Below are 12,189 nucleotides of genomic sequence, written 5' to 3' on the forward strand. Positions count from 1 at the left end.
CTGCGCTTCGGGAGCATTGACCCCCCTTCCTGATGAGCATAGGCAGCGGGTAAATGGGCAATTGCCCCGCCCGCCTTGGCTTTCGAGAGTGCCAGCAGATGGACAGACCTCTTCGCGGCATATTCCTGAAATGCTGCAGTGTAACCGTGTTTATAGTCATGGCCTCGCTGGTGAAGGCGACGTCCGGCGAGGGGATGAACGTCCCGCCGGGTGAGCAGGTCTTCTTCCGCTCTTTCTTCGCGCTGCCGGTGATCCTCGTCTGGCTCATCCTTCAGGGCAAGATGCCGGAGGGGCTGCGCACGGTTCGCCCGATGAGCCATTTCGTCCGCGGGATCGCGGGCACGGGGGCAATGGCGATGGTGTTCACCTCGCTCGCCTTGCTGCCGCTGCCGGAGGCGACGGCGATCGGATATGCCATGCCACTGATCGTGGTGGTGTTCGCCGCGATTTTCCTGCGGGAGAAGGTGCGCCTGTTCCGGCTGTCGACGGTCGGACTTGGGCTGGCCGGGGTGTTGATCATTCTGGTGCCGCAGCTTTCCGGTGGCGGGGGGTCCGGTCAGGCGCTAGGCGCTTTGGCGGCACTGGCCGGGGCCAGCCTTGCCGCACTGGCGCAGGTGTTTATCCGCCGGATGGTGCATGAGGAATCGACCTCTGCCATCGTGTTCTGGTTTTCCATGACCTCGACCCTGCTGAGCCTGCTCACTTTGCCATTTGGCTGGGTGCTGCCGGGTCCTGCGACCTTTGCCATGCTGGTTGCGATTGGTCTTCTGGGCGGTCTTGGACAGATCCTGATGACGTCGGCTTACCGCTATGGCGAGGCGTCGCTGGTTGCGCCGTTCGAATATACCTCGATGCTGTTGTCGCTTATTATCGGCTGGTATTTCTTCGACGAAATCGCCACCCCGACAACGCTGTTCGGCGCGGCGCTGATCATTTTCGCCGGTCTGCTGATCATCTGGCGAGAGCGGCGTCTGGGGCTGGAGCGGACCCGGCAGCGCAAGGCGATGACGCCGCAGGGCTGAGCGGGGCAAGCTCGTTTGTCAGTCCAGCGTGGGCCGCTATAAGCGATCCGACAGAATGACGGGGATTGAGACATGACATTATCTGCCGCGGACGCGGACTGGATCGCTGCGGATTGGGGCACGTCCAATCTGCGCGTTTGGGCAATGCGTGGTGACGAGGCACTGGTGGAACGCAGATCGAATAATGGCATGGGCGCGATGCCCCGACCCGAGGATTTTGCGGATGAGCTGGCGCGTCTCACCGAAGGCTGGCCGCCGGTTCCGGTCATCGCCTGCGGCATGGTCGGCGCGCGTCAGGGCTGGGTCGAGGTGCCGTATCGCGCCGTTCCATGCCCGGCCGCGCCGGAGTTGACGGCGGTGCCGGGTGATCCAGGCGGTCGGCCCGTGCTGATCGCAGGCGGCGTCATGCAGACTGATCCGCCTGATGTCATGCGCGGCGAGGAAACGCAGATTGCCGGGGTGCTGGCAGCGAAGCCGGATTTTGACGGGGTGATCTGCCTGCCGGGGACGCATACGAAATGGGCGCGGATCTCTGCCGGGGAAATCTGCCATTTCCAGACTGTGATGACGGGTGAGATTTTCGGTCTGCTGTCACGGCAATCGGTCCTGCGCCACTCCCTTATCAGCGGTGATCACGATCCGGCGGTTTTCGCGGAAGAGACGGATCGCGCGCTCAGCCAGCCGCATCAGGCATGGGCGCGGCTGTTCCGGCTGCGCGCGGCCTCGCTGGTCGGGGACGCCGCGCCGGGGGAGGCTGTGTCGCGGCTGTCCGGTTCGCTGATCGGCCTCGATCTCGGGGCGGCGCGGGCCTATTGGCTGGGTGAGCAGGTGCTTATCCTCGGCAATAGTAGGCTGGCGGCGCTTTACGATGCTGCGCTGCGTATGCAGGGTGTCGCTTCCGTTGTCGGCGATGCTGATACCGCAACCCGGGCCGGGCTTTTGGCGGCGTGGCGCAAATATGAGGGCAGATCATGACCCGACCGATCATTGCCATTCTTCGCGGTATTACCCCGCCCGAGGCGCTTGGCGTGACGGAAGCCCTGATCAATGCGGGTGTGACCGTGATCGAGGTGCCGTTGAATTCGCCGGATGCGCTTGGCTCGGTCAGGCAGATCGTCCGCGCCTTCGGTAATGTCGCGCAGATCGGGGCGGGGACGGTGCTGCGGGTCGAGCAGGTCGCGCAGGTGGCGGAACTCGGCGCACGGCTGGTGGTGTCCCCGAATTGCGACACCGATGTGATCCGGGCGACGCGGCAGGCGGGGCTGGACAGCTATCCCGGCATCATGACCCCGACCGAGGCGTTTGCCGCGATTGACGCAGGCGCAACCGGGCTGAAACTGTTTCCCGGAGAGTTGATCGGCCCGGTCGGGCTGAAGGCGATGCGTGCGGTGCTGCCGCCCCAAACCGCCTGCTATGCGGTCGGCGGCGTCAATGCAGAGACCTTGCCCGCGTGGCGCAAGGCCGGGGCGACCGGGATCGGCGTCGGCTCGGCCCTGTATAGGCCCGGCGACGATGCGGCGACGGTTGCCGGGAAGGCGGCTGAACTGGTGCGGATCTGGGATGCGGGGGTCTGATCTCAGGCGACGCCGGCGACCAGCGATCGGACGGCATCGTTTGCAGGATCCTCGACAAGCGCATCGGGCGTGTCGAACTGCACGATGCGCCCGTGATCCATGACCGCGATCCGGTCGGCAAGCGCCCACGCCTCCGCCCGGTCATGCGTCACCATGATCGCACCGACCCCGGCCTTCTTCTGAAGCGCCCGCACCTCGCCACGCAGCGATTGCCGGACCTGTGCGTCAAGCGCGCTGAACGGTTCATCCATCAGCAGAAGCTGCGGGTCGATGGCAAGCGCGCGGGCCATCGCGACCCGTTGGCGCTGACCGCCGGATAGCTGGGCCGGGTAGCGGTCGCCCAGATGCGGCAGTTCGACCATCTCCAGCAGTTCCGCCACGCGATCCGCGATCTCGGCACGGCTCGGGCGGCGGCCGCCCTTCATCACCTTCAGCCCGAAGCCCACATTCTGCGCTACGGTCATATGCCGGAACAGGGCGTAATTCTGAAACACCATGCCGAAATGCCGCTTGCCGGAGGGCAGCCGGGTGATGTCCTGCCCGTCCAGCAGAAGCTGCCCGCGGTCGGCATGCGCCAGCCCGGCGATGATGTTCAAGAGCGTCGTCTTGCCGGAGCCGGAGGGGCCGAGCAGGGCGACGAACTCCCCCGCCTCGACGGTCAGCGACACGCCTTTCAGGATGTCGGTGTCACCGATGGATTTATAGATCTCACGCGCTTCGAATGTCATGGATGGGCTTCCCTTTGCGGGCCAAAGCGGTTCAGCGCGCCGCGCAGGATCAGCGTCACGAAAGCCAGCCCGGCCAGTACGGTCGCTGCGGCAAATGCGCCGGTGGCGTTGTAGTCGTTATACATCAGCTCGATCTGCAGGGGCAGCGTCATGGTGCGGCCCCGGATCGCGCCGGAGACGACGCTGACCGCGCCGAATTCCCCCATTGCCCGGGCCATCGTCAGCACCGTGCCATAGGCCAGCCCCCAGGAGATATTCGGCAGCACCACATGGCGGAAAATCTGCCAGCCATTCGCGCCGAGGGTCAGGGCCGCCCGCTCCTCATCCTCGCCGGTGACTTGCAGGACCGGCAGGATTTCCCGCATCACAAACGGGCAGGTCACGAACAGCGAGACCAGCACGATGCCGATCAGGTTGAACATGAGCTGGATGCCATAGGGCTCCAACGCCGCGCCGACCGGGCCATATGCGCCGTATATCAGCAAAAAGCACAGCCCGGCGACGATAGGCGACATGGCAAAGGGCAGTTCGATCAGGATCAGCAGGACGCGGCGGCCCCAGAAGCGGTAGCGGGCGACCAGCCACGCAGCGGCGACGCCGAAGACGATATTGATCGGCACCACGATCAGCGCGGCGATGACGGTCAGCCGGATTGCGGCGACCGTTTCCGGGTCGCGGATCGCCGCCAGATAGGCCCCTGCCCCGTCAGCGAAGGCCCGGTCGAAGATGGCCACGACCGGCATCAGCACCATCACCCCGAGGAAAGCGAGCGCCAGTGCGATCAGGATCGGTTTCGCCATCGCTCAACCCTCCGTCCGCAGATAGGCTTGCAGCCGGTTCTGCATCACATTGATCGCCACCAGCAGCACAAGCGACAGTGCCAGCAGCGTGCCGGCGACAGCGGCGGCGGCGGGATAGTCGAATTCGTCCAGCCGGATCAGGATCAGCAGCGAGGCGATTTCGGTCTCATACGGCATGTTCCCGGCGATGAAGATGACAGCGCCGAACTCGCCCAGAGAGCGGACAAAGGACAGCCCGACCCCGGTCAGAATCGACGGCAGAAGCGGGCGCAGCAACACGCGGAAGAACATTTCCCGCCCGTTGGCGCCGAGGGTCAGGGCCGCGGCCTCCTCCGCCGGGTCGAGTTCCTCGATGGCGGGCTGGATAGCGCGAACGGCAAAGGGGATGGAGGTAAACGCCATCGCGATCACGATGCCCCACCAAGTATAGGCGATCTGGATGCCAAGCGGCTCCAGCAGTTGTCCCACCCAGCCGGAACGGTCGTAAAGCGCGACAAGCGCAATGCCTGCGACCGCCGTGGGCAGCGCGAAGGGCAGATCGACAAGCGCGTCCATGATGCCCCGGCCCGGAAATCGATAACGGGTCAGTACCCAGGCGAGGATCAGGCCGAACACGCCGTTGATCAGCGTCGCCAAAGCCGCCGCCGAGATCGTTACACGCAGCGCGGCCAGAACGCGTTCGGACGAGACGACGCGGATATAATCCCCCGGCCCGAGCTTGCCCAACTGCCATAACAGTCCACTGAGCGGCAGCAGGACGATCAGGCACAGAAACAGCAGGGTGATTCCCAGTGACAGGGAAAATCCCGGCAATATGCGCGGCTGCGGTCGGGCCAGAGCGGTCATCTGTCAGTCCTGAAAAGCTGCGCCTCCCGCACGGCAACCGCGCGGGAGGCAGATTTGCGTGCCGGAAAATCAGTTCCGGAAGACCTGGTCAAGCGTGCCGCCATCAGCGAAATGGGTTTCCTGCGCCTCGGCCCAGCTTCCGAAGACCTCGTCGACGGTGATCAGGCGCACTTCCGGGAACTGATCGGCGGTTGCCTTCACCACCTCCGGGTCATGCACACGGTTGTTGAAGGAGGCGATGATCTCCTGCGCTTCGGTGCTGTAGAGGAAGTTCAGATAGGCCTCGGCCACATCGGTCGTGCCGCGTTCGTCAGCGACCTTGCGGACAAGGGCGACCGGGAATTCCGCCAGCAGCGAGACGGACGGGACGACACGCTCATAAGCGCCTTCATCTTCGGCTGCGCGGATATTCTCCACCTCGGCCTCGAAGGTGATCAGCACGTCACCGATGCCGCGTTCGACAAAGCTGGTCGTGGCACCACGCCCGCCGGTGTCGAACACCGCGACATTGCCAAGCACCTTGCCGACGAAGTCCTGCGCGGCCGAATCATCGCCCTCGAACTTGTCGAGCGCATAGGCATAGGCGGCCAGATAGGTGTAGCGCGCATTGCCGCTGGTTTTCGGGTTCGGGAAGACGATGGAGACATCTTCGCGGATCAGATCGTCCCAGCCCTGAATATTTTTCGGGTTGCCGCCGCGCACGAGGAAGGCGGGCAGCGAGTAATAGGGCGAGGCGTTGTTCGGCAGGTCCTGCTGCCAGTCCTCATCGACGAAACCGTTATCGGCCAGTACCTGCACGTCCAGCACCTGATTGAACGTGACCAGATCGGCCTTGAGACCTTGCAGGATGGCGCGGGCCTGTTTGGAGGAACCTGCGTGGCTTTGTTCGATGGTCAGTGTCTCGCCGGTTTCTTCGGCCCAGTTCTCCGCAAAGACCGGGTTCAGCGCGGCGTAAAGCTCGCGGGCGATGTCGTAGGAGACGTTGAGAATGTCACGTTCCTGCGCCTGTGCAGGGGTGAAAAGCCCGGCGAGCGCAATGGCGGCCACGCCAAGGCTGTGCGGCAGACGGCGGGCAAGGGTGTAAGAAGCCATTTCAGGTTCCTTCCTGGGATGTTGTTCTGCCCCGCAAATGGTATGATTGTTCCTGAAATTGCAATGGATGTTGCCACGAAAGAAAATAAATTCCGGCATATTGCAGTAATGCGGGACGATTTGTCGCCTTCTGGCAATCGGACGCTGACTGCATTCGCTGCGGAAACGCAAAACAACCTCGGCCCATGCAAAACGCCCGGCCAAGAGGACCGGGCGCGCGATCTTTGCAGTGATTCCTGGCGTTAGCCGCCGAAATCGTCGAGCATGATGTCTTCGCGGTCCACGCCCAGCTCCAGCAACATGTTGATGACCGACTGGTTCATGATCGGCGGGCCGCACATGTAATATTCGCAGTCTTCCGGTGCGGGGTGGTTCTTCAGATATTCCTCGAACAGCACATTATGGATGAAGCCGGTATAGCCCTTCCAGTCATCCTCCGGCAGCGCGTCGGACAGGGCGACATGCCACTCGAAATTCGGGTTCTCGGCGGCGAGCTGGTCGAAATCCTCGACAAAGAACATCTCGCGCTTGGAGCGGGCGCCGTACCAGAAGCTGATCTTGCGGTCGGTCTTGATCCGCTTGAGCTGGTCGAAGATATGGCTGCGCATCGGGGCCATGCCCGCGCCGCCGCCGACGAAGATCATCTCCTTGTCGGTCTTGCGCGCGAAAAACTCCCCGAACGGGCCGGAGATGGTGACCTTGTCGCCCGGTTTCAGGTTGAAGATATAGGACGACATCTTGCCCGGCGGGATGCCGTCAGATCCGGGCGGCGGCGAGGCCACGCGGACATTCAGCATGATGATGCCCTTCTCCTCCGGATAGTTGGCCATCGAATAGGCCCGCTCGACCGGCTCCGCCACGCTGGATTCGTATTTCCACAGATTGAACTTGTCCCAATCCTCGCGATATTCCTCCGCGACGTCGAAATCCTTGTAGCTCAGCTTGTGGGGCGGTGCCTCGATCTGGATATAGCCGCCGGCGCGGAAATTCACGTCCTCGCCCTCCGGCAATTCCAGCACGAGCGCCTTGATGAAGGTCGCCACGTTGTCATTCGAACGGACGGTGCATTCCCATTTCTTGACGCCGAACACCTCTTCGGGGACAACGATGTCCATGTCCTGCTTGACCGAGACCTGACAGGATAGCCGGTCGCCATTCGCCGCCTCCCGCTTGGTGATATGGCTCTCCTCCGTCGGCAGGATGGAGCCGCCGCCCGACAGCACCTGCACCCGGCACTGCGCACAGGTGCCGCCGCCGCCGCAGGCCGATGAGACGAACAGTTTCTGCGAGGCAAGCGTCTGCAACAGCTTGCCGCCCGCCGGGACGGATATGGTCTTTTCGCCGTTGATGGTGATGTTGACGTCGCCGGACGAGACCAGTTTGGAGCGCGCCAGCAGAATGATCGTCACCAGCGCGAGGACGATGATGGTGAACAGCAAAATGCCGAGCGTGAAGGTTTCCATATCGCTGGACCCCTTTTCAGAGTTTCACGCCGGAGAAGGACATGAACGCCATGGCCATCAATCCAGCGGTAATGAAGGTAATGCCGAGACCCTGCAGGCCGTCGGGAATATCGGAATATTTCAGCTTCTCGCGCACCCCGGCCATCGCGGTAATCGCCAGCGCCCAGCCAAGGCCCGACGACATGCCGTAAACCACGGATTCGGGGAAGTTGTAATCCCGCTCCACCATGAACAGCGAGCCGCCCAGAATGGCGCAGTTCACCGTGATGAGCGGCAGGAAGATACCCAAAGCGTTGTAAAGTGGCGGGAAATATTTATCGAGCGCCATCTCAAGTATCTGGACCATCGCCGCGATGACGCCGATATAGCAGATCAGCCCCAGAAAGGTCAGATCGACATCCGGGAACCCGGCCCAGGCAAGCGCGCCGGGTTTCAGCAGATAGGTCAGCAGTAGATTGTTGGTCGGTACGGTGATGGCCTGCACCACCACGACCGAAATCCCCAGCCCGATTGCCGTGGAAATCTTCTTGGAGACGGCCAGAAACGTGCACATCCCAAGGAAGAAGGCGAGCGCCATATTCTCGACGAATATGGCCTTTACGGCGAGTGAAAGCAGCCCGTCCATCAATGCGCCTCGACCGTCTGAATGCGGAATTCACGTTCTTCGACCTGCTCCGGTTTCCAGGTCCGGAATGCCCAGATCAGCAGGCCGATCACGAAGAACGCAGATGGCGGCAGCAACAGCAGCCCGTTCGGCACATACCAGCCGCCGTTATTCACCGTTTCCAGAATGGTGATCCCGAACAGGCTGCCAGAGCCGAAAAGCTCGCGGATGAAGCCGACCAGCATCAGGATCAGCCCGTAGCCCAGCCCGTTGCCGACCCCGTCAAGGAAGGAGGCGACAGGCGGGTTCTTCATCGCGAACGCCTCTGCCCGGCCCATGACGATACAGTTGGTGATGATCAGCCCGACGAACACGGAAAGCGTTTTTGAGATCTCGAACGCATAGGCTTTCAGCACCTGATCGACCACGATCACAAGGCTGGCGATGATGACCATCTGCACAATGATGCGGATGGAGCTGGGGATCTGGTTGCGCAGGATCGAGATGAACATTGACGAGAATGCCGTCACGAAGGTCACGGCAATCGCCATCACCATCGCCACCTTCAGCGACGATGTCACCGCAAGCGCCGAACAGATGCCCAGCACCTGAAGCGTGATCGGGTTGTTGTCGACCAGCGGATCGACCAGCAATTCCTTGCGTGTCTGGCTGCTCATTCGATGTCTCCCGCTTTCAGTCGTTCAAGGAAGGGGGCATAGCCCTGCTCGCCCATCCAGAACCTTACCAGATTATCCACGCCGCGCGAGGTCAGCGTCGCGCCGGACAATGCGTCCACGAAATACTCGCCCCCCGCTGCTGGCGGGGTTTTCGCCACGGTGATCTGCAATTCGCCGTTCTCGTCATAGAGCTTCTTTTCGTTCCAGAGCGCGCGCCAGCGGGGGTTGTCCACCTCCGCCCCCAGACCCGGGGTTTCGGCGTGGTCATAGAATTGCAGGCCGAAAATCGTGTTCGCGTCCTCTTCAACCGCGATATAGCCGTAAAGCGTCGACCAAAGCCCATAGCCGTAGATCGGCAAAATGACCTTGTCCAAAGCTCCGGCATCGTCGCGCAGCAGGTAAACGGTCACATAATCAGACTGCCGCCCTATTCCGGCCGGGTCGTCCTCTAGCTCCCGCGACAATTCGGGATCATCCGCCGCAGCGCGGTCGTCGAAGCTTTGCGGGTCGAACTGGTCGGTGAACTGGCCCGTCGCCAGCTCCAGCACATGCGGTTCGAACGCGTCGAAGGCGGCGCCGATATCGGTGCCTTCTTCATAGGCACCGGCGACCTGAAGGATGTTGACCTGCTTGTCGCGAAGCTGGTTCTCGGCCTGTTTCGGGCGCAGCGCCACAGCCGCCGCCGACACGATCATCGAGGCCAAAAGGCACAGCGAGACCGCGACGATCAGGGTCTTTGCCACTGAATCGTTCGGCATGGCGAGGAAGCGCTGAATCGGGCCTTGCGGTTCGGAGTTCTGCTCAGACATGACGCTTTGCCCTCCGGCGGATATTGGCCTGCACGACGAAATAATCGATCAGCGGCGCGAAGACATTGCCGAACAGGATCGCCAGCATCATCCCTTCCGGGAAGGCCGGGTTCACGACGCGGATCATCACCACCATGAAGCCGATCAGCGCGCCGTAGATATAGCGGCCCAGATTGGTGTGGCTGGCCGACACCGGCTCCGTCACCATGAAGACCAGCCCGAAGGCGTAGCCGCCGACGACAAGATGCCAGTACCACGGCATTGCGAACATCGGGTTCGTATCCGATCCGATCAGGTTCAAGAGCGAGGAAAACGCGATCATCCCGCCCAGACAGCCGACCACAAGCCGCCAGTTTGCGATCTTGGTCACCAGCAGGAAGGCCAGCCCGATAAAGGCGGCAATCGTCGATGTCTCGCCGAGACTGCCCTGAATGGTGCCGATAAAGGCGTCCATCCAGGTCACGCCATTCGCAACCAGTTGCTGATAGCCCTCGGACGCCGACACGGCGAGCGCCGTGGCGCCTGAGAACCCGTCGACCGGTGTCCAGATCGTGTCGCCCGACATATAGGCCGGATAGGCGAAATACAGGAATGCGCGGCCCACAAGTGCCGGGTTCAGGAAGTTCTTGCCGGTGCCGCCGAAGACCTCTTTGCCGATGACCACACTGAAGGAAATGCCAAGCGCCACCTGCCACAGCGGCACGGCGGGCGGCAGGATCAGCGTGTAGAGCATCGAGGTGACGAGGAAACCTTCGTTGACCTCATGCTTGCGGACCGTGGCGAAGATGACCTCCCAGATGCCGCCAACCACCAGCGTGGTGATGTAGATCGGCAGGAAATAGGTCAGCCCGTGCATCATGTTGGCAAACGGGTTCGCCGGGTTAAACCCGATGCCAAGCGCCTCCATCAGCCCCGCACGCCAGCCCGACGGGCCAAGGGTCTGGATCGCCGTATTGACCTGAAGCCCGGTATTATACAGCCCGAACAGGATGCAGGGGATCGTCGCGATGACCACATAGGTCATGATCCGCTTCATATCGATATAGGATCGCGCATGCGGCGCGGCCGTCGTCACCGTCTTGGGTGTGCAGACGAAACTTTCCACCATCTCATAGACGGGGAAGAACTTCTCCCATTTGCCGCCTTTCAGGAAATGCGGCTCAATGCGGTCAAAGAAATTGCGTAGACCCAAGGGCTAGCCCTCTTTTTCGATCTTGGTGAGGCAGTCGCGCAGCGCGAGACCATATTCATATTTTGCCGGACAGGCAAACCCGACCAGGCCGAGATCCTCCTCGTCCAGTTCGAGCACGCCAAGCGCCTGCGCCGTGTCCGTATCCATGACGAGAAGCGCACGCAAGAGTTGCGTCGGCAGGAAATCCTGCGGCATCAGTTCCTCGAACGTGCCAAGCGGCACCATTGCCCGGCGGCCACCGTTGAGATTGCTGGTGAGCGCATAGAGCTTTTTCGAGAAGGCAGAGCCCAGCACCGGCTGAAAAGCGTATTTCGAGGGCATGGGACGGATCCAACCCAGCGGGATCTGCTTGTGATCTTCCTCGATCAGCGTGACCTGACGCGCGTAGCGGCCCAGATAGGCCGACGGCCCCTCCCCCGCCCTGCCACTGAGGATGGAGCCGGAGATCAGGCGCGCCGGAACATCCGCGTTGACCTCGCCCCGTGCGATCTCCTCAAGGGAGGCACCGGCAATCGTGCGGATCAGTCGGGGATTGTCGCAAAGTGGCCCGCTGAGCGAGATCACGCGGGATGCGTCAAAAAGTCCCGTCTCCAGCAGCCGCCCGATGGCGATCACGTCGTGAAAACCGATTGTCCAGACGAATTTGTCGGCGGCAGGCGGTTCGAGGAAATGCATATGCGTGCCAGCAAGACCCGCCGGATGCGGACCGGAGAACGCTGCCGCCGTGACGCCGGGATGTTCCGCCCCGGGCAACGCCTCGCCCTCGGCGTGGCAGAGATAGGTTTTGCCTTCGGTCAGCAGCGTGATCGCGGCAAGGCCACGGGCAAACGAATCGCCCGCGTCCCGGATGATCTCCGCCGCATCGCCGGCCAGCGGCTCGGTATCCATCGCGGTGACGAAAATTGCTGCCGGACGCGTCTCGGGTGCGGGAATCTTCGAATAGGGCCGGGTGCGGAAAGACGTCCAAAGCCCTGCGGCGCAGAGCTTTTCTGCCAGCCCCTCGGCGCTGGTTTCATTGCCCACAGCGGAAAAATCGACCGGAGGGGCGGCGTTTTCATCCACCTCGATCTCGACGCTGATCAGCATCCGGCGCGCGCCGCGATTGATTGCCTTCACGCGCCCCGAAACCGGCGATACGATCTGTGCATCGGGCGTATCCTTGTGGACCATGACCGGCGCACCTGCACCGATAACGTCCCCCTCCTCGACCGCAAGCCGGGGTTTCAGACCCAGATAATCTGCGCCAAGAATGGCAACGGTCGTGATGGCGGGACCGTCCCCGATCCCTACACCCGGCGCGCCAAGCACCGGAACATCCAGACCTTTTCGTAGCTTGAATTGCTGCACGTCTGCGTCTTCCTGATCGTTCTTTATTCTCATGC

Annotated in this window: 13 protein-coding genes; 3 read left to right on the forward strand and 10 right to left on the reverse strand. The window is 62.2% G+C overall.

The annotated features are described in order from the left end of the window. The first annotated feature begins 158 nt into the window (after positions 1-158). From PAF12_RS17785 to PAF12_RS17795, 3 genes are all read left to right on the forward strand, one after another. On the forward strand, positions 159-1,022 hold the full coding sequence (locus PAF12_RS17785; RefSeq protein ID WP_368045180.1) for a DMT family transporter: 864 nt from the start codon (positions 159-161) through the stop codon (positions 1,020-1,022). A gap of 72 nt (positions 1,023-1,094) precedes the next feature. After that, positions 1,095-1,997 carry a 2-dehydro-3-deoxygalactonokinase gene (locus tag PAF12_RS17790; RefSeq protein ID WP_271109897.1) on the forward strand — a complete coding sequence of 301 codons (903 nt, stop codon included), beginning with the start codon at positions 1,095-1,097 and terminating at the stop codon, positions 1,995-1,997. Continuing rightward, positions 1,994-2,596 carry a 2-dehydro-3-deoxy-6-phosphogalactonate aldolase gene (locus PAF12_RS17795; protein ID WP_271109898.1) on the forward strand — a complete coding sequence of 201 codons (603 nt, stop codon included), beginning with the start codon at positions 1,994-1,996 and terminating at the stop codon, positions 2,594-2,596. Before PAF12_RS17790 ends, PAF12_RS17795 begins: the two co-directional genes overlap by 4 nt. A 2-nt stretch (positions 2,597-2,598) precedes the next feature. Here the strand turns inward: PAF12_RS17795 and PAF12_RS17800 are convergent, their stop codons facing one another. The 10 genes from PAF12_RS17800 to PAF12_RS17845 all read right to left on the reverse strand — a co-directional run bounded on the left by PAF12_RS17800 (position 2,599) and on the right by PAF12_RS17845 (position 12,154). Beyond that, complete coding sequence (locus PAF12_RS17800) at positions 2,599-3,324, reverse strand: ABC transporter ATP-binding protein (RefSeq protein WP_271109899.1); 726 nt, start codon at positions 3,322-3,324, stop codon at positions 2,599-2,601. Continuing rightward, entirely contained in the window at positions 3,321-4,124 is an 804-nt protein-coding gene (cysW, locus tag PAF12_RS17805) for a sulfate ABC transporter permease subunit CysW (RefSeq protein ID WP_271109900.1), read from the reverse strand. Before cysW ends, PAF12_RS17800 begins: the two co-directional genes overlap by 4 nt. 3 nt (positions 4,125-4,127) lie before the next feature. Beyond that, a complete protein-coding gene (cysT, locus tag PAF12_RS17810; protein ID WP_271109901.1) occupies positions 4,128-4,970 on the reverse strand; it encodes a sulfate ABC transporter permease subunit CysT in 843 nt (280 codons plus the stop codon). Between the two features lie 69 nt (positions 4,971-5,039). Beyond that, positions 5,040-6,062 (reverse strand): thiosulfate ABC transporter substrate-binding protein CysP, encoded by a 1,023-nt coding sequence (cysP, locus tag PAF12_RS17815; RefSeq protein ID WP_271109902.1) that lies wholly within the window; start codon positions 6,060-6,062, stop codon positions 5,040-5,042. Between the two features lie 242 nt (positions 6,063-6,304). Continuing rightward, entirely contained in the window at positions 6,305-7,525 is a 1,221-nt protein-coding gene (nqrF, locus tag PAF12_RS17820; RefSeq protein WP_271109903.1) for an NADH:ubiquinone reductase (Na(+)-transporting) subunit F, read from the reverse strand. A gap of 16 nt (positions 7,526-7,541) precedes the next feature. Beyond that, a complete protein-coding gene (gene nqrE / locus PAF12_RS17825) occupies positions 7,542-8,150 on the reverse strand; it encodes an NADH:ubiquinone reductase (Na(+)-transporting) subunit E (RefSeq protein ID WP_271109904.1) in 609 nt (202 codons plus the stop codon). Beyond that, positions 8,150-8,806 carry an NADH:ubiquinone reductase (Na(+)-transporting) subunit D gene (locus tag PAF12_RS17830; protein ID WP_271109905.1) on the reverse strand — a complete coding sequence of 219 codons (657 nt, stop codon included), beginning with the start codon at positions 8,804-8,806 and terminating at the stop codon, positions 8,150-8,152. The genes nqrE and PAF12_RS17830 overlap by 1 nt, the downstream gene beginning before the upstream one ends. Beyond that, complete coding sequence (locus tag PAF12_RS17835) at positions 8,803-9,615, reverse strand: Na(+)-translocating NADH-quinone reductase subunit C (protein WP_271109906.1); 813 nt, start codon at positions 9,613-9,615, stop codon at positions 8,803-8,805. Before PAF12_RS17835 ends, PAF12_RS17830 begins: the two co-directional genes overlap by 4 nt. Further along, on the reverse strand, positions 9,608-10,807 hold the full coding sequence (locus PAF12_RS17840; RefSeq protein WP_271109907.1) for an NADH:ubiquinone reductase (Na(+)-transporting) subunit B: 1,200 nt from the start codon (positions 10,805-10,807) through the stop codon (positions 9,608-9,610). Before PAF12_RS17840 ends, PAF12_RS17835 begins: the two co-directional genes overlap by 8 nt. A 3-nt stretch (positions 10,808-10,810) precedes the next feature. Then, positions 10,811-12,154 carry a Na(+)-translocating NADH-quinone reductase subunit A gene (locus PAF12_RS17845; protein ID WP_271109920.1) on the reverse strand — a complete coding sequence of 448 codons (1,344 nt, stop codon included), beginning with the start codon at positions 12,152-12,154 and terminating at the stop codon, positions 10,811-10,813. Between the last annotated feature and the right edge of the window lie 35 nt (positions 12,155-12,189).

This window comes from Paracoccus sp. SCSIO 75233, assembly GCF_027912675.1.
GTDB lineage: Bacteria > Pseudomonadota > Alphaproteobacteria > Rhodobacterales > Rhodobacteraceae > Paracoccus.